Genomic DNA, 18,019 nt, shown 5'->3' with positions numbered 1-18,019 from the left:
TGTCTACTGAGCCGCTCGCCTAGCCGCCGACCTTTTTGACCGAGTGCCCGCCGAACTGGTTGCGCAGCGCGGCCACGGCCCGCATGGCGGCGGAGTCCTCCTGGCGCGAGGCGAACCGTGCGAACAGCGCGGCCGAGATGACCGGTGCCGGGACGGCGTTGTTGATCGCCTCTTCGAGAGTCCACCGGCCTTCACCGGAGTCCTCGACGTAGCCTTCGAGGTCGTCCAGCTCCGGGTCCTCGTCGAGGGCACGGACGAGCAGGTCGAGCAGCCACGAGCGGACGACGGTCCCCCGCTGCCAGCCCTTGATCACCGCGGGCACGTTCTCGACGACCTTCGCGGCTTCGAGAAGCTCGAAACCTTCGGCGAAGGCCTGCATCATGCCGTACTCGATGCCGTTGTGAATCATCTTCGCGTAGTGACCGGAGCCGACGGCGCCAGCGTGCGAGAAGCCTTCTTCGCGCGGGCCCTCGGGGCGAAGCGCGTCGAAGATCGGCATGGCCTTCTCGACGTCTGAAGCCGCTCCGCCGACCATCAGGCCGTAGCCGTTGTCCTTGCCCCACACCCCACCGGACACCCCGCAGTCGAGGTAGCCGATGCCCTTGGTCGCGAGCAGGTCGCCATTGATCTTGTCGTCGGTGTACTTCGAGTTGCCACCGTCGATCACGAGGTCGCCATCGGACAGCAGGTTGCCGAGCTCCGCGACGGTCTGCCGGGTGGGTTCACCGGCGGGCACCATGATCCAGACAATCCTCGGACCGTCCAATTTGGACACCATGTCTTCGAGTGACGTGGAGTCGGTGACATCCGGGTTGCGGTCGTAGCCGACCACTTCGTGACCGGCGCCGCGCAGCCGCTCACGCATGTTGAACCCCATTTTGCCGAGGCCGATGAGTCCCAGCTGAGCCATGAAGATCCCCTTTGGTGCGAAACAGAAACGGCGGCCGGTCAGCCCGGGAGGCGAACCGGCATCAGGAGGTACAGGTAGCCGGGGACGACGTTGCCCTCTTCGTCGGCGGGCTTGATCAGCGCCGGCCGGTTCGGCGTGGTGAAGGTGAGCTCGGCGCGGTTCGCGCTCAGCGCGCCGAGGCCGTCGACGAGGTAACCCGGGTTGAACGCGATGGTCACCGGCTCTCCCTCGTAGTCCACCTGAAGCTCTTCTTCGGCCGAACCTTCGTCGTCGCCACCGGCGGACAGGCGCAGTGACCCGTCGTTGAACTCCAGCCGCACCTGAGTGCCACGTTCGGCGACCAGCGAAACACGCTTGATCGACTCGGCGAGCGCGGAGACCTCGATGACCGCACGCGACGTGTGCTGCGCGGGCAGCAGCTGCCGGTACGGCGGGAACTCCGCGTCGAGCAGCCGGGTCGTCGTGTAGCGGCCGGAACCCGAGAGGCCGAGGAGGCCCTCACCGCTGGCGAGCGCGAGGCGGATCTTGGCACCGCTGGCGCCGAGTGTCTTCGCGGCTTCCGCGAGCGTGCGGGCCGGGACGAGCACGGCGGCGTCGGACAGGCCCTCGGCGGGCTCCCAGGTGAACTCCCGCATCGCGAGCCGGAAGCGGTCGGTGGCGACCATTGTCAGCGAGGAGCCGGAGATCTCCAGCCGCATCCCGGTCAGCATCGGGAGCGTGTCGTCCTTGCCCGCGGCGACGACGACCTGCGTGACGGCCTGGCCGAAGGCGTCGCCGGCGAGTTCGCCGGCGAAGGCGGGCTGGGACGGGAGCTGCGGGTAGTCCTCGACCGGCATGGTCGGCAGGGAGAAGCGCGCGGAGCCGCAGGTGATCGTGGCGCGGGCGCCGTCGACGGAGATCTCCACCGGCTGCGCGGGTAGCGACTTGGTGATGTCGGCCAGCAGACGACCGGACACCAGCAGGCGGCCGCCGTCGGCGATCGTGGCCGGGACCCCGACCGTGGCGGAGACCTCGTAGTCGAATCCGGAGACGGTGAGTGCGTCACTCGTCCCGTCGGATCCCGCATCGAGCAGGACACCGCCCAGAACCGGGACCGGAGGCCGCGACGGGAGGCTTCTCGCCACCCACGCGACGGCGTCGGCCAGCCCGTCACGCTCGACGCGGATCTTCATGCGCGCTTCCTTTCGACAGCCGAGCCCCTGACGGCTCGAAAGCTCAACGGGTCACCGCGGCCGGAGAGCGCGATGGCCAGGTGCCTCGCAGGTTCGTTCGGTCCGAGCGAGGACGCGAACGCACGTCGACACGCAGACCAGGTGCAGGGACCCACGTTAGGCCGTCCCCGGGGTCCGCGTCACCTCGGCCTCCTCTTGCTTTTGTCGACAAGACGACACGGTTCACCGGCTGTCCCCAGATTCGTCCTTCGCCTGTTTTTGTTTTATTCCCTTCTTAAGAAGAACTAAGAACAGCAGTAGTAATAGGCGTTGTGGATTGTGTGGACAAGCCTCGTTCGCGCAGGTCGCGGGCCGTCCGGAGGTGTGGACGGCCTGTGTGTGCGACCGGTGGACAACTCGGGCCATCCGTGGATGGTTTCGGGCGGGGCTCGATCCATCCACAGACGGCCCGAGTTGTCCCCATGGTTATCCCCAGATGTGCGGTGATTTGTACCCAGGTCTGTGGGCCGGCTTCGTGACCGGAATCGCCCTGGAGAGTGACAGGGGCGGTCTGGGTAATCCTTGTGCACAGAATGTGGACAACCTGGGGACAGCGTGTGGATCATGGTGTGGAAATGCTGTGGATTGCCTGTGAGTGCGATGTGGACGGAATCCCGATCGTCGCTGGTCCCGTACGCGTTGGGGCTGTGGGCAAACTACCCACACCATGTGGATTTTTGTTGTGCACAAAGGAAAATCCTTCGGTCGCGTACGAGTGCTTCGCCACCTTCGCGTACGTACGCCACATCTCCGACGTACCCCGGCCTTCGCGCCCCTACACCGCTCCTAACGCGGCAAAGGGGCTCCCACCTGGACGGTGAAAGCCCCTGAAGTCCTTGTGCGCCAAGGGTTTCGTGGCCGAGACGAGGGAACGAGGCAACCTCGGTGACCAGAACGGTCTCCCCAAGGGCGCTCCGCGCCCGACGGAGACTTCACCCGTCGAGCGCCCTCTCTTGGGCCGAAGGCCCACGTAAACGTGATGAAGGGGCGCCCTCCGCTCCCAACCCGAGTTGGAAGCTGAACGACGCCCCTTCGGCACGTTTACGTCAGCGCTCGATAAAAACACTACTGCCGTGCGCGCTGCTTGATCCTCGACGTCAGTTCCTGCACCTGGTCGTAGATGCGACGGCGTTCGGCCATCTCCTTGCGGATCTTCTTGTCCGCGTGCATGACCGTCGTGTGGTCGCGGCCGCCGAAGGTCTGCCCGATCTTCGGCAGCGACATGTCCGTCAGTTCGCGGCAGAGGTACATCGCGATCTGACGTGCTGTCGCGAGTGCCTTCGTCTTGCCCGGCCCGCAGAGGTCGTCGAGTGTCACGTCAAAGAACTCCGACGTGACACCCATGATGGTCGGCGCGGTGATCTCCGGCGCGTGCGAATCCGGGATGAGGTCGCGGAGCACGATCTCGGCGAGCGCGACGTCGACCGGCTGCTGGTTCAGTGACGCGAAGGCGGTCACACGGATGAGTGCGCCTTCGAGCTCCCGGATGTTCGCCTCGACGCGCGAAGCGATGAACTCCAGCACCTCGTTGGGGACCGCGAGCCTGTCCTGCGCGGCCTTCTTGCGAAGGATCGCGATCCGCGTTTCGAGTTCGGGCGGCTGGATGTCGGTGATGAGGCCCCACTCGAACCGCGTGCGCAGCCGGTCTTCCAGCGTTTCGAGGCGCTTCGGCGGGCGGTCGGAGGAGACGACGATCTGCTTGTTCGTGTTGTGGAGGGTGTTGAAGGTATGGAAGAACTCTTCCTGCGTACCTTCTTTGCCTTCCAGGAACTGGATGTCGTCGACGAGCAGGATGTCGACGTCGCGGTAGCGGCGCTGGAACGCGACCTTGCGGTCGTCTCGCAGCGAGTTGATGAAGTCGTTGGTGAACTCTTCGGTCGACACGTACCGCACGCGCATGCCGGGGAACAGCCGCTGGGCGTAGTGCCCGACGGCGTGCAGCAGGTGGGTCTTCCCGAGTCCGGACTCTCCCCAGATGAACAACGGGTTGTACGCGCGGGCCGGTGCTTCGGCGACCGCGACGGCGGCGGCGTGCGCGAAGCGGTTCGAGGCACCGATGACGAAGGTATCGAAGGTGTACTTCTCGTTGAGCTTCGTCTTCGACGTCTGCGGCTGCGCCGGTGCGGTGTAGGGCTGGCCGGCGATCGGCTGCCCGGAGAACGTCGGCCAGATCTCGGTCACGGCGGCGAGTGCCTCGCCCTCTTCGTCGACTTCTTCGTCGCTGTCATCGCCGTCATTCAGGCTGTTGTCCACCGGCTGCCTCGGCGGCCGGGGTTTCGGCGGCTCGGGCCGCGGCCTGTTCGGGGACAGCATGCCGTCGCCGTCCGGCAGCGGAGGTGGCGTACCGGGTACCGGGCCGGAACCGTTTTCCACCCGGCCGGGTGACGCGTCATAGCGAGGTCCCGGCGAAGGGGGAGCCATCGGGGTGTTCGTCTCGGTGCTGTCGACCTTCACCGCGAGTGAGACCGCGCGGCCGAGCCGTCGCGAAAGGGCCTCGGTGATCGCTCCGCGAAGGGCGCGTTCGATTGCTTCTTTGGCGAAGTCGCTGGGGGCGGCGAGCAGTGCGGTGCCGTCGAGCAGCCCGATCGGGCGGGTCACCCGCATCCAGGCGCGCTGCTGCGGGGAGAGGGTGCCATCGGACAGTTCGCGGACGACCTGCTCCCAGATGACGCCAAGGTTGTGCTGGTGCTCGGACACCTGCCTGACTCCCCTCCCCTCATCAATGCGTGCGGCGAGACACCGGAGCGAACACTCGGAAACGCTCAACCGCCCAAAACGCCGGGTCGAGCGTCATCATGGCCCGATCAGCGCATGCGCACAGCAAATATCCACATAGTTGTCCACAGCTGTGCACTAATGTACGGCGGCCCGCGGCGACGTCACCTGCGGGCTCAACGTAGGCCGACGGGACGCCTCCACATCCCAAGGACACCCGGGCGCCCAAGCCGTTCCACCTCGGGATGAGTCCGGGAGAGGCACGCTAACAAGCCTCGACCGCTGCCACAAGACATCCTCGTGCGCAAGCATTTCACGGTGTACGGCGGGTTGCCATTCGATGCCTTCGCGTCGTCGATGATCACTCTTCACGGTGGTCGCGGTCCGTGGTCGAGGGGGTGGCTGCCGAGCCCGGGAGATGAGTGCGTACCCTCGTAAGGTCTCCCGTATACAGCGGGGGCGTTTCGCGTGCCCACGTTGTCGTCGCTCGACGTGACGAGGCCACACGTTGGTAGGAGACACCAGAGACTGCCGTGCGTCAGCACGACACGCCAGGAACGGGTCGAACCGCTCCCGGCGGCCGATGAAACAGGAGAAGTAAGTCGTGAGCAAGGGTAAGCGCACCTTCCAGCCGAACAACCGCCGACGCGCCCGGGTCCACGGGTTCCGGCTTCGGATGCGGACGCGCGCCGGCCGGGCCATCCTGGCGGCTCGCCGTCGCAAGGGCCGCGGCGCACTGTCCGCCTGATCCGGCCGCCGTCGAGGGACGTCGTGCTGCCGGCCGCCGCGCGTTTGCGGCGCAGTGAGGATTTCCGTGCCGTCATGCGGCGTGGGGCCAAGGCAGGCAGGCGCCGCCTCGTCGTCCATGCGTTGACCACGGACCCGCCCGAAGCCGCCGAAGCGGCGCGGGCGGGTTTTGTGGTGAGCAAGGCCGTCGGCAATTCGGTGGTGCGCCACCGGGTCACCCGCCGATTGAGGCACCTCATTTCCGCGAGGATCGGAACACTGCCGCCGGGGAGCTCGTTGGTGGTACGGGCACTACCTCCGGCCGCGGACGCGTCCAGCGCGGAACTCGGCTCGGACCTCGACGCGTCTTTGCGGCGCCTCGGGCTCTCCGGGCCTTCCGCCGTCACCGGGAAGTCCCGCCAGGCGCGACCACCCGACAACGGATCAGCGGTGTAACGGCATGCGAGCCACCGAGAACGAGACCACCGAAGAAACCCGGCCGGGCCCGGTGGCATGGGTCCTGCTCCTGCCCATCAAGCTGTACCGCAAGGCGATCTCTCCCTTCCTTCCTCCGGCGTGCCGGTTCTACCCGAGCTGTAGCGCGTACGCCGTAGAGGCACTGACCCGGCACGGCGCCGGCCGCGGCACCTATCTCGCGGTCCGGCGCTTGCTGCGCTGTGGACCATGGACCCCGCCCGGCCGCGACCCGGTACCCGAGACGTTCTCGTGGCGCCGCCGCCGACCTGAAACACCGATCGAGGAGTAGCTCAGTGCTCGACTTCATCTACTACCCCGTGTCCTTCATCTTGTGGTGTTGGCACAAGGTCTTCGGGCTTGTGTTCGGTGAGGCGAACGCGGTCTCCTGGATTCTCGCGATCATCTTCCTGACGTTCACGGTCCGCGGCATCATGTTCAAGCCGTTCGTGAACCAGGTCCGGTCGATGAAGAAGATGCAGGACTTCGCGCCGGAAATGAAGAAGGTCCAAAAGAAGTACGCGAATGACCGGCAGCGCCAGGCGATGGAGATGCAGAAGCTCCAGAAGGAGCACGGCGTCAACCCGCTGGGCAGCTGCCTGCCGATGCTGCTTCAGATCCCGGTCTTCATCGGCCTGAACCACGTCCTGCGGATGTTCACCATCAACCCGTACGGCGGCCCGAAGACCGAGAACTACTTCTTCGACCAGGCCGGCGTCGAGTCGTACGTCAACGCGAAGCTGTTCGGGACGAACCTCGGCGAGGCCGTCTACACCGGTGTCGGCGTGGTCAGCGGCGGCAACGCCCCGGCGGGCTTCCACTGGCACGTGGCGCCGGTCGCGATCCCGCTGATGATCATCGCGAGTATCGCCACGCACCTCACCGCGCGTCACTCGGTCCAGCGTCAGAACCCCGAGTCGGCCACGCCGCAGACCGCGATGATGAACAAGCTGACGATGTACATCTTCCCGCTCGGTGTCCTCGTCTTCGGTGCGCTGTTCCCGCTCGGACTGCTCTTCTACTGGCTCGCCAACAACGGCTGGACCCTGATGCAGCAGCGCCTCGTCTACACCAAGATCGACAAGGAAGAAGAGGCCCGCAAGGAAGCCGAGAAGGAGAAGCGCGCCACTCTCGGCCCGAAGCCTGGACAGAAGCCCGCCGGTCCTCGTCCCGGCCAGAAGCCGGTTCAGCAGAAGCGGAACAAGCAGCAGGGTGGTGGCGGTCAGGTGAGCAAGGCAGGTTCGCCGCACGGTTTCGCTCAGACCGGTTCGTCCGCCGCGGAGAAGAAGGACGACAAGAACGCGTCAGCCGAGCCGTCGACGAACGGCTCGAAGGAGAGCGGCACCGACGTGCCCGGTCTCATCTCGGACTCGACTAAGAAATCGGGCCGGAAGCGTCGCTGACGCCGATCCGGGCCGGAGAGGAGACCAATAATGGCGGAGACGATCGACACGATCGACGCCGAGGAGAACAGTGCGGCAGAGGCAACGGACGCCGCTGAGGAGACCGGGCGCAAGGGGGGTGTCGACGACGACGTCCTCGTGAAGGAGGGCGACATCGCCGGCGACTACCTCGAGCGGCTGCTCGACCTTCTGGACTACGACGGCGACATCGACCTCGACGTCGAAGCGGGCCGCGCGATCATCAGCATCGACGGTGGCGAGGATCTGGAGAAGCTGGTCGGCCCGCGTGGCACCGTGCTCGAAGCACTGCAGGAGCTGACCCGGCTGGCGGTGCAGCAGGAGACCGGTTCGCGGAGCCGGTTGATGCTGGACGTCGCGGGCTGGCGTGCGGACCGTCGCGAGGAGCTTCGCGAACTCGGCCGCTCCACCGCCGAGACGGTGGTCTCGTCCGGCGAGCGTGTCCGGCTGCAGCCGATGAGCCCGTTCGAGCGGAAGGTCGTGCACGACGCGGTCGCCGCCGTCGACGGCGTCCAGAGTGAGAGTGAAGGCGAGGACCCGAAGCGCCGGGTCGTCATCTTCCCCGCCTGACAGTTCTCTTGAGAGCAGCGGCCCGCCGGTCTTCCGGCGGGCCGCTTCTTTGTCTGTAGGTGTTGGAGCCTGGACCCGACCGGCGGAGCGAATTACACGCGTGGCGTTTCACGTGAAACGCGCGAACGGCGAGTGGAGTTGTCCACACTTGCGGTCTGTCTCCCCGCAATGCGCCCGGCGTCATGGACAATCAAATGTGCGCGTTTCACGTGAAACGACGTCGAGGGTTGAGGAGCAAGAGTGGGCTTGGACGGGGTCGCCGCCTCGGTACGGAGTGCGGCGTCGGAAGTGTTCGGAGACCGCCTTGAGCAAGCCGTCGGCTACGTCGAGCTCCTGGAGCACCACGGCGTCGAACGCGGGCTCATCGGTCCCCGTGAGGTCGACCGGCTCTGGGAACGGCATGTCCTGAACTCCGCCGTGATCGGTGAGCGGATCCCCGACGGCGCCCGGGTGGTCGACGTCGGGTCGGGTGCGGGGCTTCCGGGTGTACCGCTCGCGATCAGCCGACCGGACCTCGATATCGTTCTGCTCGAACCGATGGCCCGCCGAGTCGACTGGCTGGCCGAGGTTGCCGAGAAGCTGGAACTCCCCATCACCGTTGTCCGCGGGCGCGCGGAAGAGCGGCAGGTGCGCGACGAGCTCGGTGGCGCGGATGTTGTCACCGCCCGGGCGGTCGCCCCGTTGGCCCGGCTCGCGAGCTGGTGCCTCCCGCTTGTGCGTTCCGAAGGTGCTCTGGTCGCCCTCAAAGGCGCGAGTGCTGGAGAGGAAATCGAACGCGATCGCGTTGCCGTCCGGAAGGCAGGCGGCGGTGAGCCGGAGGTCTTCGAGTGCGGCGCGAAAGTACTTGAAGTCCCCAGCACGGTCGTCGTGATCCATCGTCTGCCTCCGAAACCGTCCCGGCCGCGCGGCAGGCGAAGCTAGCCCGGTTCCACGTGAAACAACGCAGACCGACTCCCACGTCTATTACAGAGGAGGCTCGAGACCGGTGACTCCCCCACCGTCCGACCCTGCCAGCACTGGCCATGAACTTGGCTGGACACCGATCGCCGAGGAAGCCGTCCGAGCCGCCAGCGTGCTGCACCCCAAGGAGGGTGCGCTCCCCCGCCCGGCCCGTCGGCGGGTGCTGACGGTCGCCAACCAGAAGGGCGGCGTCGGCAAGACGACGAGCACGGTGAACCTCGCCGCCGCCCTCGCCGTCCACGGGCTCAAGACGCTCGTGATCGACCTCGACCCGCAGGGCAACGCGAGTACGGCGCTCGACATCGACCACCGCTCCGGCACGCCGTCGATCTACGAGGTGCTGATCGGTGAGGTGACGCTCGCCGAGGCGGCCGCGCAGAGCGAGCAGTCGTCGAACCTCTACTGCGTTCCCGCGACCATCGACCTCGCTGGTGCCGAGATCGAACTCGTGTCGATGGCGTCCCGCGAGATGCGGCTGAAGGAGGCGCTCTCGACCGAGGTCCTCGACGAGATCGGCGTCGACTACGTCTTCATCGACTGCCCGCCGTCGCTCGGTCTGCTGACCGTCAACGCGATGGTCGCCGCGCAGGAGGTGCTGATCCCGATCCAGTGCGAGTACTACGCGCTCGAAGGTCTGGGTCAGCTGCTGAGCAACATCGAGCTCGTCCAGCAGCACCTGAACCGCGAACTCATTGTCTCCACGATCCTGCTCACCATGTACGACGGCCGGACGAAGCTGGCCGATCAGGTGACGAACGAGGTCCGGAACCACTTCGGGGACACTGTTCTCAAGACGGTGATCCCGCGCAGTGTGAAGGTGTCCGAGGCCCCTGGATACGGGCAGACGGTCCTCGCCTACGACCCCGGTTCCCGCGGTGCGATGAGCTACGTGGACGCCGCGAAGGAGATCGCCCAGCGCGGTGCGGAGATGAAGGAAAGGAGCGGTACGACATGAGCGAGCGCAGAGGAGGGCTCGGGCGCGGGCTCGCCGCCCTGATCCCCACCGGTCCGCCACCGGGCTCTGCGGCCCCGGCCGAGAACGGCTCCGCGGCCGTTCCCGGCCTCCCGCCCAAGCCGGCGGGACCGGACGACAAGGGCTGGTTCGCGGCCAACGGCGAGGCCGGTTCGGACGGCGGCACGGTGGCCGGAGCGGTCTACCGCGAGGTGCCGATCAGCCAGATCAAGCCGAACCCGAAGCAGCCGCGGCAGGTCTTCGACGAGGACGCGCTCAGCGAGCTGGAGCACTCGATCCGCGAGTTCGGGCTCATGCAGCCCATCGTGGTCCGGGAGCTTGGCACCGACGAGTACGAACTCGTCATGGGCGAGCGGCGGCTGCGGGCGTCGCAGCTGGCGGAGCTGAAGGCGATCCCGGCAATCGTCCGCCAGACCGCCGACGAGGCGATGCTGCGTGACGCGTTGCTCGAGAACATCCACCGCGTTCAGCTCAACCCGCTCGAAGAAGCGGCCGCGTATCAGCAGCTGCTCGACGAGTTCGCGGTCACCCACGAGGAGCTGGCCGGCCGGATCGGGCGCAGCCGCCCGGTCATCACGAACACGATCCGCTTGCTCAAACTCCCCCTCGCGGTCCAGCGGCGGGTCGCCGCCGGCGTGCTTTCGGCGGGCCACGCGCGTGCGCTTCTGTCTCTGGAGGACCCCGAGAGTCAGGAAGAGCTGGCCGCCCGGATCATCGCGGAAGGCATGTCGGTCCGCGCGACCGAGGAAGCCGTCACGCTCAAGAAGAGCGAGAAGCCTGCCAAGCCGAAGCCCGCTCCCCGCAAGCCGATCCAGGCGCCGGGCCTCCAGGAACTGGCGAACCGGCTTTCGGACCGGTTCGACACCCGTGTGAAGGTCGACCTCGGCCGCCGAAAGGGGCGAATCACGCTCGAATTCGGCTCGGTGGATGATCTTGAACGTATTGTTTCGCTGATGGATCAGAATCGGGCAAATCAGACATCAAAAACCGATGAGTAATCTACCGGGTCGTTTTGTCACGGTGACGATAGCTGTCTGATGATCATTGGTTGACTCAGCGTGCTTGAACTGGGGGCAGGTATGAAGGGGTTCTTCGACGGCCGGAATCCTCGCGTGGCGGTCTTTCGGAATGTTTCCCGTGAAACCGGTCGCCGATGATCTTCGTCCGCTTCCAGAGTCCGACCCGCAACGAGCGTGGCACTTTCACTGGCGTCTTCGGGCTCGTCAACGGGCTGGCTCGGGCCGACCGCCTGACCGTCGAGCAGGAGAGCTTCCGGCGCACGAACAACGACTGGTACGACGCGAACTTCATCAACCCGGCGCATACCGATCCGAGCGTTTACGACACGGCGCTCAATCCCGGGGCCATGGCGTGGTTCAAAGCGACGGCGCATATCTTCATCGAACGCGTCGACGGCTACCTGTCGATTCTGAAGGCGCACGACATTCCGTGCGTGGCGGTGCGGGCGGACGATCCGGGGCCGATCATCTACGAGGACGACTTTCAGGTCGTCGCCCTGCCGGGGAGATGAAAAAGGGGACTCACCCACCGTGGGCAAGTCCCCTTCGTCGAGTTCGGGTCAGCTCTCGCGGGTGACCGCTCGGGCGACGAGGTCGGCGAAGACCGAGCCGAGCGTGGCGCCACCGGCTTCGATCGCCATCGGCACCGTCGAGGTCTCGGTGAGGCCCGGCGACAGGTTCACTTCGAGGAAGTGGACCGTGCCGTCATCGGAGACCACCGCGTCGGTGCGCGAGATGTCGCGAAGCCCGAGTTGCCGGTGCGCGGCGACGGCCAGTTCGCCGACCGCCTTCGCGGCGTCGTCGGTGATCCGCGCGGGGGTGAAGAAGTCGGTCAGCCCGGCGGTGTAGCGAGCGGTGTAGTCGTACACGCCGCTCTCCGGGACGATCTCGACCGCGGGCAGGGCCTCGGGTCCGTTTTCGCCTTCGATGACCGTCACGGCCACCTCGACACCGTCTACGAACCTCTCGGCGAGAACAGTGTCTCCGTATGCGAAGCAGCCGACCATCGCTGCGGGCAGCTCCGCGGCTTCCTTGACGACCTGGGTACCCAGCGCCGAACCACCCTGGTCGGGCTTGAGGATCAGCGGCAGGCCCAGCTTCTCGACCATCGCGTCCAGCACGGCCTGCGCGCCGAGTTCACGGAAGGTGCTGTGCGGCAACACGACCCACGCCGGCGTGGCGAAGCCCGCCTTGGCGAGCAGCGCCTTGGCGGTCGGCTTGTCCCAGGCACGGCGGCAGCCCTGCGAACTGGTGCCGACATACGGGACGTCCAGCATTTCCAGCACCGTCTGCACCGAGCCGTTCTCCCCTTCGCCGCCGTGAAGGGCGACGACGGCCGCGTCGGGGCGCTGGGTGCGAAGACGCTCAAGCAGGCCTGCGTCGGTGTCCCACTCTTCGACGACGAGGCCTTCCGCCCGCAGCGCGGCCGAAAGCCGGCGGCCGGAGCGGAGGGAGACGTCGCGTTCGTGGGAAAGCCCACCGGCGAGCACGGCAACGGTGCGGTCGACCACCGAGTACTCCTTAAGTCTGTTTGTGGACGGCCGGCCGATCAGACCGTGTCCGGAGAAGGATTCTGCGGTCCCGAGATCTCGCGTCGGCCCACGTTACCGAAGGTACGCGCGAGGTCCATTTCGGACTCGAGCACGGCGGCGAGCCGCCGGACGCCTTCGCGGATCCGCTCGGGCGTCGGATAGCAGTAGGAGAGGCGTAGCTGCCTGCTGCCGAAACCGTCGGCGTAGAACCCGGTTCCGGAGGCGTACGCGACCCGGGCGGTGACGGCCCTCGGCAGCATCGCCTTCGTGTCCACGCCTTCGGGGACGGTCATCCAGACGTAAAAGCCGCCATCGGGTTTGGTCCAGCTGCAGCCGGCGGGCATATGCTGATCGAGCGCGGACAGGATCGCGTCCCGGCGCTCCCGGTAGTTCTCGCGGAAGGTCTTGATCTGACCCATCCAGTCGTGAGTCGAGAGGTATCGCGACACGATCAACTGGTTAAGCGTCGGCGGGCAAAGCGTCGCGGACTCGGCCGCGAGCACGAGTTTCTCCCGGACGGCGTGCGGCGCGAGGACCCAGCCGACCCGCAGGCCGGACGCGAAGGTCTTCGAGAACGAGCCGAGGTACACGACGTTGTCGGGGTCGATCGAGCGCAGCGCCGGGTACGTCTGCCCGCTGAAGCCGAGCAAACCGTACGGGTTGTCCTCGATGATGAGGATGTCGTTCTCGCGGCAGATCTCCACGATCTCCGGGCGGCGTTCGACGGCCAGCGTGACGCCGCCGGGATTGTGGAAGTTCGGGATCGTGTAGAGGAACTTGACCCGCTGCCCGGACTTCTTGGTCTCTTCGATCGCCGCCCGCAGCCCTTCGGGGACCAGGCCGTGGTCGTCCATCGCGACGTGGACGACGCTCGCCTGATACGCGGCGAAGGAGCCGAGCGCGCCGACGTACGACGGACCCTCGGCGATGACGACGTCGCCCGGGTCGCAGAACAACCGGGTGACCATGTCGAGACCCATCTGCGAGCCGACGGTCACGACGACGTCGTCCGGATGGGCCTTGATGCCTTCGAGGGCCATGATCTCGCAGATCTGCTCACGCAGTGCCGGGACGCCGTGCGCCGAGCCGTACTGGAGTGCGACCAGGCCTTCCTCGGCGATGAGCTCGGCGACCTGCGTGGACAGCGAGTCCAACGGGAGCGCGGCGAGGTTCGGCATCCCGCCGGCGAGCGAGACGACCTCGGGGCGACTGGCTACCGCGAACAACGCCCTGATCTCGGAAGCAGTCATTCCGGCCGTACGCGCTGCGTAGCGGTCGAGATGCGGGTCGAGGTTGTGGCGGCCGGTCTGCGGCCGGACAGGGCGATTCTCGGTCATCAGGCGCTTCACCCGTGCTTCGAAGTGGACATAGTCGCTACCGACTGGTAGTTCCATCGAGTGTAACCACCCTCCCTTGAGGGGCCCTGGCCTTCCGGTGCTCATCACATCGGCCTATCCTCGATCAGGACCTCTTCAGCGAGCCTTGCTCGGGACAAGGCTGCGTAGGGTGTCGCTTCGTTCAGGGAGGTTGCCGGTGTCGCGTCGCGTCGTGGGCGTAACCCTGGACAATCTGGAGCATTTGCCCAAGAGTTGCCGCCGCTGCGTGTACTGGGAGCTGGCGCCGCATTTGAAGGCGCAGGCCGAGGAGTACGGCGCGACAGAGGTCGAAAAGGAAGCCTGGGTTTCCAGCGTCCTGCTGGAGTGGGGCTCCTGCGGCCGGATCGTCTACAGCGACACGTTGCCCGTCGGCTTCGTGCTCTATGCCCCGCCGAACGCCGTACCGCGCTCGCTGGCCTTCCCGACTTCGCCGCCCGGTCCGGACGCGGTGCTGCTGACCGCCTTCCAGATCCTCCCGGAGTTCCAAGGTGGCGGACTCGGCCGGATGCTGGTGCAGGCCGTCGCGAAGGACCTGACCAAACGCGGTGTCCGCGCGATCGAAGCCTTCGGCGACGCCAAGCCCGACGAGACCGATCCGGACGGCGGCCACAGCTGCGTGCTGCCCGCGGCGTTCCTGCAGAGTGTCGGGTTCAAGACCGTGCGACCCCATCCGCGGTGGCCGCGGCTGCGGCTCGAACTGCGGTCGGCGATCTCGTGGAAGGAAGACGTCGAGGCGGCCCTCGAGCGGCTGCTCGGCCAGGTCTCCATCACGACCGCCGAACCAAGCCTGGGCCGGGCCTGACCCTTCGCCCCTTCCGGACGCCTATCTCCCACTTGCTGTGAACGGCCCGTTCCTTGCAAAATTTGCAAGGAACGACGCTTTCCTTGCACGGCTTCCAGCGCTTCTAGCAGAGTTTTCGGGTGCGCGCAGCGGCCATCCCCCGGGTTGGGGACAGCTGTGGGTAACCCGCCGAGTTATCCACAGATCGCTGATAGGAGCGGTGGAAAATCTGTGGATGGGTAGGCTGGACCTGGGGACGCCCCCCGGGAAGGGTGGGGGCTGCGCACCGGTCGGAGCTAGGGATTGCGTGGTCGGCCGAGAGGGCACACAACCGGTTGTGCCGAGGGTGTCGGCAGAGGGATGTGAGCCCGCGTGCGGGTGTGGAGGACTGGCTACTCCGCTTTGGCGAGTTCGTGGGCCAGGACGTCCGCGAAGGTGAACGTGCCGGTCGGCTGGTCCCCTTCGCCGAGGAGGTACAGGCGCTTCACGGCGACCAGGATGCCTTCGGCGACGACGTCGCGGAAAGCCGGGTCCGCCAGTTTGGCGCTGTCTTCCGGGTTCGTCAGGTAGCCGATCTCGATCCGCACGGCCGGGCAGCGAGTACGGGTGAAGATCTCCCAGGTCTTGTAGTGCGTGCGGCAGTCGAGCATGCCGGTACGGGCGGCCAGCTCACGCTGGATGAAGCCCGCCAGCAGCTCACCGACGGTCGACGTGGCGCCATTGCCGGTGCCGAAGTGGAAGCTCGCGACACCCTGCGCCTCTGGCGAGGGGTTCTTGTCGTTGTGCAGCGAGAGGAACAGGTCGGCACCCGCCTCGTTCGCGAACTTGGCGCGCTCGCCCTCGGTGGGGCTCTGGTTCGGGCCGCGCGAAATCAGCGCCTCCATGCCCGTGGCCTGCATCCGGCCTTCGAGCCGTCGCGCCAGATCCCAGACGAGGTCCGCTTCGCGCAGTTTGCCGGCGACGACGCCGAGGTCTTCACCGCCGTGGCCCGGGTCGATCACGATGCGCTTTCCACGCAGCCGCGGGCCGGCCTGGCGCACCTGCTCCTGCTCGCGCAGGAAGACGGGGCGGCCGCCGCGGGCACGCGGCGAGGAGAGCCGGTGCAGTTCGCGGATGGTCGCCGCACCACAGATGCCGTCGGCCGTCAGGCGCATGTCGCGCTGGAAAGTCTTGAGCGCGCGTTCGGTCTGGGCGCCGAAGTGCCCGTCCGGGCGGCCGGCATCGAAGCCGAGTTCGGTCAGCCGCTCCTGGAGCGTGAAGACGTCGTCCCCCTGCATGGGGGCGGAGAACAAATAGGCGAGCGGGCGGCTCCCGAGGTGGAAGCCCGCGCCGCGAAGCGCCTGATAGGTCGCCGGACCCACCAAACCGTCGGTGATGAGCCCACGACCCTGCTGGAACGCCCGGACAGCGTGCTCCATGAGCGTGTCGAAGACCGCGTACTCCCCGGATTCGGTCACCGGCGGGAGCAGCTCCATCGCCGCCAGCGTGGACCTGATCTCGGCGACGTCCGGTCCGGCGTCACCGCGGCGGAGTACCCGCATGCACCCCTCGCTCTTCCTTTGGGGCACCGAATCGAGCTCGATGCACGACGTGAAAACTCTGCGGGGCGAACCCCGGTGCTCTATTGTGCCCTGTGAACTCTCGGTGAGCGCGGAGGCCCGGTCGGTGCGTCAAGTCCCCGTTCGTGGAACCCGGCCGAGCACCATGATCATGTTCCCGTGACCCCCGGAAATACCCGGTATCCGGAACGACGAAACCCGGAGCCTGGGCAGGCCCCGGGTTTCGGCTGGTGAAACGCGAGATCAGAGGACGTCGGCGAGGTCCGAAAGCAGCGCGGCCTTCGGCTTGGCGCCGACGATCTGCTTCACCGGCTTGCCACCCTGGAACAGGATCAGCGTCGGAATCGACATCACCTGGTAGTCACGCGCAGTGTTCGGGTTGGCGTCGATGTCGAGCTTGGCGATGGTCAGCTTTTCGCCGTTCTCCGCCGCGATCTCCTCGAGCACCGGGGCGACCATCTTGCACGGGCCGCACCAGGTCGCCCAGAAGTCGACCAGCACGGGCTTCTCGCTCGTGAGCACGTCGTCGACGAACGTCTTGTCGGTCACCGTCACGGTGTTGTTGGCCATGGTGTCTCCTCCTGGGGGTGGTGAACTCCGGTGCTACGGGAAAGTCAGCCGGCGGAAGCGCCGTAGCCGCCGCCGACCAGCTCGGGGGTCTCGTGCGCGGTCTCGACGTCGGCGTGCTCCGCGAGCCATCGTTCCGCGTCGATCGCAGCGGCGCAGCCCGAACCCGCGGCGGTGATCGCCTGCCGGTAGGTGCGGTCGACCAGGTCTCCGGCCGCGAACACGCCGGGCAGGTTCGTGTAGGACGTCCGGCCCTGAGTGAGCACGTAGCCGTCCTCGTCGAGATCCACCTGCCCGCGCACCAGCTCGCTGCGCGGGTCGTGGCCGATCGCGACGAAGAAACCGGTGACGTCCAGCTCGGACTCCTCGCCGGTCACCGTGTCCTTGACCTTCAGGCCCTGTACCTTGCCCTCACCCTCGACCCCGGTGATCTGCTTGTTGAGCGCCCACTTGATCTTCTCGTTGTCGCGGGCGCGCTCCAGCATGATCTTGGACGCGCGGAACTCCTCGCGGCGGTGGACGATCGTGACGGACTTGGCGAACTTCGTCAGGAAGGTCGCCTCCTCCATCGCGGAGTCGCCGCCGCCCGCGACCACGATGTCGTGGTCGCGGAAGAAGAAGCCGTCGCAAGTCGCACAGGCCGAAACACCGCGGCCGAGCAGTTCCTGCTCACCCGGGACGTTCAGGTAGCGGGCCGCGGCACCCATCGAAAGCACGACCGCGCGGGCCGCGTAGCGCTTGCCGTTCGCGACGACGTACTTGACGTCACCGGTCAGCTCGACGGACTCGACGTCCTCCTGGCGCAGGTCGGCACCGAAGCGCTTGGCCTGCTCACGCATCTCTTCCATGAGGTCGGGACCCTGGATGCCTTCGCGGAAGCCGGGGAAGTTCTCGACCTCCGTCGTTGTCATCAACGCACCGCCGAACTGAGTGCCCTCGAACACCAGCGGTTCGAGTTGCGCTCGCGCCGCGTAAACGGCGGCGGTGTACCCAGCAGGACCCGACCCAACAACGATCAGGTTCCTGATCTCCTCGGCAGCCACCCGTGGACCTCCGCTCGTAGTGACCTGTTCACCAGGCTCAACACGATCGTAGGTGGCGGTGTTCCCGCCCGTGACCGCCACTACTTCTCCAGCCTTGCTCCAGGCCCGAGATCCGACCTCTAGCGCCGCTAGAAAAGCTAGCGCGATAGCAAAGGTCCCCCGCTCCCCCCGTTTTGGGGCTG

Annotated in this window: 18 protein-coding genes; 10 read left to right on the top strand and 8 right to left on the bottom strand. The window is 66.8% G+C overall.

The annotated features are described in order from the left end of the window. Positions 1–19 precede the first annotated feature (19 nt). The 3 genes from gnd to dnaA form a co-directional block, all read right to left on the bottom strand. Positions 20–910, bottom strand: coding sequence for a phosphogluconate dehydrogenase (NAD(+)-dependent, decarboxylating) (gnd, locus tag AB0M65_RS05115; protein ID WP_364021622.1), 891 nt, complete (start codon positions 908–910; stop codon positions 20–22). A gap of 38 nt (positions 911–948) precedes the next feature. After that, positions 949–2,082 carry a DNA polymerase III subunit beta gene (gene dnaN / locus AB0M65_RS05110; protein WP_364021619.1) on the bottom strand — a complete coding sequence of 378 codons (1,134 nt, stop codon included), beginning with the start codon at positions 2,080–2,082 and terminating at the stop codon, positions 949–951. Positions 2,083–3,186: 1,104 nt separating this feature from the next. Then, positions 3,187–4,818 carry a chromosomal replication initiator protein DnaA gene (gene dnaA, locus AB0M65_RS05105; protein WP_364021616.1) on the bottom strand — a complete coding sequence of 544 codons (1,632 nt, stop codon included), beginning with the start codon at positions 4,816–4,818 and terminating at the stop codon, positions 3,187–3,189. A gap of 622 nt (positions 4,819–5,440) precedes the next feature. On the opposite strand from dnaA, the gene rpmH reads away from it, so the two are divergent. The 9 genes from rpmH to AB0M65_RS05060 all read left to right on the top strand — a co-directional run bounded on the left by rpmH (position 5,441) and on the right by AB0M65_RS05060 (position 11,491). After that, on the top strand, positions 5,441–5,584 hold the full coding sequence (gene rpmH, locus AB0M65_RS05100) for a 50S ribosomal protein L34 (RefSeq protein ID WP_005154511.1): 144 nt from the start codon (positions 5,441–5,443) through the stop codon (positions 5,582–5,584). A gap of 23 nt (positions 5,585–5,607) precedes the next feature. Beyond that, positions 5,608–6,018, top strand: coding sequence for a ribonuclease P protein component (rnpA, locus tag AB0M65_RS05095; protein ID WP_364021612.1), 411 nt, complete (start codon positions 5,608–5,610; stop codon positions 6,016–6,018). A 4-nt stretch (positions 6,019–6,022) separates the two neighbouring features. Beyond that, the gene (gene yidD, locus AB0M65_RS05090) at positions 6,023–6,328 is read left to right on the top strand and encodes a membrane protein insertion efficiency factor YidD (protein WP_364021609.1); all 306 of its coding nucleotides are present in this window, start codon (positions 6,023–6,025) and stop codon (positions 6,326–6,328) included. Positions 6,329–6,332: 4 nt separating this feature from the next. Further along, positions 6,333–7,439, top strand: a complete 1,107-nt coding sequence (gene yidC, locus AB0M65_RS05085; RefSeq protein ID WP_364021606.1) for a membrane protein insertase YidC — start codon at positions 6,333–6,335, stop codon at positions 7,437–7,439. Positions 7,440–7,469: 30 nt separating this feature from the next. Beyond that, positions 7,470–8,027: a R3H domain-containing nucleic acid-binding protein gene (locus AB0M65_RS05080; protein ID WP_364021603.1), complete on the top strand. Its 558-nt coding sequence runs from the start codon at positions 7,470–7,472 to the stop codon at positions 8,025–8,027. 240 nt (positions 8,028–8,267) lie between these two features. Continuing rightward, positions 8,268–8,948, top strand: a complete 681-nt coding sequence (gene rsmG / locus AB0M65_RS05075) for a 16S rRNA (guanine(527)-N(7))-methyltransferase RsmG (protein ID WP_364021600.1) — start codon at positions 8,268–8,270, stop codon at positions 8,946–8,948. 64 nt (positions 8,949–9,012) lie between these two features. Continuing rightward, positions 9,013–9,942 carry a ParA family protein gene (locus tag AB0M65_RS05070; RefSeq protein ID WP_364021597.1) on the top strand — a complete coding sequence of 310 codons (930 nt, stop codon included), beginning with the start codon at positions 9,013–9,015 and terminating at the stop codon, positions 9,940–9,942. Next, the gene (locus tag AB0M65_RS05065) at positions 9,939–10,958 is read left to right on the top strand and encodes a ParB/RepB/Spo0J family partition protein (protein WP_364021594.1); all 1,020 of its coding nucleotides are present in this window, start codon (positions 9,939–9,941) and stop codon (positions 10,956–10,958) included. The genes AB0M65_RS05070 and AB0M65_RS05065 overlap by 4 nt, the downstream gene beginning before the upstream one ends. 155 nt (positions 10,959–11,113) lie before the next feature. Beyond that, positions 11,114–11,491 carry a hypothetical protein gene (locus tag AB0M65_RS05060; RefSeq protein ID WP_364021592.1) on the top strand — a complete coding sequence of 126 codons (378 nt, stop codon included), beginning with the start codon at positions 11,114–11,116 and terminating at the stop codon, positions 11,489–11,491. Positions 11,492–11,539: 48 nt separating this feature from the next. Here AB0M65_RS05060 and AB0M65_RS05055 read toward each other — a convergent pair whose 3' ends face one another. Together AB0M65_RS05055 and AB0M65_RS05050 are read right to left on the bottom strand one after the other, a co-directional pair. Further along, a complete protein-coding gene (locus AB0M65_RS05055) occupies positions 11,540–12,490 on the bottom strand; it encodes a D-alanine--D-alanine ligase (RefSeq protein WP_364021589.1) in 951 nt (316 codons plus the stop codon). A 38-nt stretch (positions 12,491–12,528) separates the two neighbouring features. Next, a complete protein-coding gene (locus tag AB0M65_RS05050; RefSeq protein WP_364021586.1) occupies positions 12,529–13,848 on the bottom strand; it encodes a PLP-dependent aminotransferase family protein in 1,320 nt (439 codons plus the stop codon). 196 nt (positions 13,849–14,044) lie between these two features. Between AB0M65_RS05050 and AB0M65_RS05045 the strand changes: the two genes are divergently transcribed. Further along, positions 14,045–14,689, top strand: coding sequence for a GNAT family N-acetyltransferase (locus AB0M65_RS05045; protein ID WP_364021584.1), 645 nt, complete (start codon positions 14,045–14,047; stop codon positions 14,687–14,689). Positions 14,690–15,060: 371 nt separating this feature from the next. Here the strand turns inward: AB0M65_RS05045 and AB0M65_RS05040 are convergent, their stop codons facing one another. The 3 genes from AB0M65_RS05040 to trxB all read right to left on the bottom strand — a co-directional run bounded on the left by AB0M65_RS05040 (position 15,061) and on the right by trxB (position 17,837). Next, positions 15,061–16,209: an N-acetylmuramoyl-L-alanine amidase gene (locus AB0M65_RS05040; protein WP_364021581.1), complete on the bottom strand. Its 1,149-nt coding sequence runs from the start codon at positions 16,207–16,209 to the stop codon at positions 15,061–15,063. A gap of 261 nt (positions 16,210–16,470) precedes the next feature. Next, positions 16,471–16,797 (bottom strand): thioredoxin, encoded by a 327-nt coding sequence (gene trxA, locus AB0M65_RS05035; protein ID WP_005154472.1) that lies wholly within the window; start codon positions 16,795–16,797, stop codon positions 16,471–16,473. Between the two features lie 44 nt (positions 16,798–16,841). Further along, a complete protein-coding gene (trxB, locus tag AB0M65_RS05030; protein ID WP_364021578.1) occupies positions 16,842–17,837 on the bottom strand; it encodes a thioredoxin-disulfide reductase in 996 nt (331 codons plus the stop codon). Between the last annotated feature and the right edge of the window lie 182 nt (positions 17,838–18,019).

The sequence above is a fragment of the Amycolatopsis sp. NPDC051071 genome, from assembly GCF_040682875.1.
Taxonomy (GTDB): domain Bacteria; phylum Actinomycetota; class Actinomycetes; order Mycobacteriales; family Pseudonocardiaceae; genus Amycolatopsis.
Note: the sequence above shows the minus strand (reverse complement) of the source record. Positions and strands in the feature narration are given on the sequence as shown.

What these genes read in the sequence shown, in the direction of transcription:
- gnd (WP_364021622.1), bottom strand. Translation starts at nt 910, where the DNA reads ATGGCTCAGCTGGGACTCATCGGCCTCGGCAAAATGGGGTTCAACATG.
- dnaN (WP_364021619.1), bottom strand. Translation starts at nt 2,082, where the DNA reads ATGAAGATCCGCGTCGAGCGTGACGGGCTGGCCGACGCCGTCGCGTGG.
- yidD (WP_364021609.1), top strand. Translation starts at nt 6,023, where the DNA reads ATGCGAGCCACCGAGAACGAGACCACCGAAGAAACCCGGCCGGGCCCG.
- AB0M65_RS05080 (WP_364021603.1), top strand. Translation starts at nt 7,470, where the DNA reads ATGGCGGAGACGATCGACACGATCGACGCCGAGGAGAACAGTGCGGCA.
- AB0M65_RS05065 (WP_364021594.1), top strand. Translation starts at nt 9,939, where the DNA reads ATGAGCGAGCGCAGAGGAGGGCTCGGGCGCGGGCTCGCCGCCCTGATC.
- AB0M65_RS05060 (WP_364021592.1), top strand. Translation starts at nt 11,114, where the DNA reads ATGATCTTCGTCCGCTTCCAGAGTCCGACCCGCAACGAGCGTGGCACT.
- AB0M65_RS05050 (WP_364021586.1), bottom strand. Translation starts at nt 13,848, where the DNA reads ATGACCGAGAATCGCCCTGTCCGGCCGCAGACCGGCCGCCACAACCTC.
- AB0M65_RS05040 (WP_364021581.1), bottom strand. Translation starts at nt 16,209, where the DNA reads ATGCGGGTACTCCGCCGCGGTGACGCCGGACCGGACGTCGCCGAGATC.
- trxA (WP_005154472.1), bottom strand. Translation starts at nt 16,797, where the DNA reads ATGGCCAACAACACCGTGACGGTGACCGACAAGACGTTCGTCGACGAC.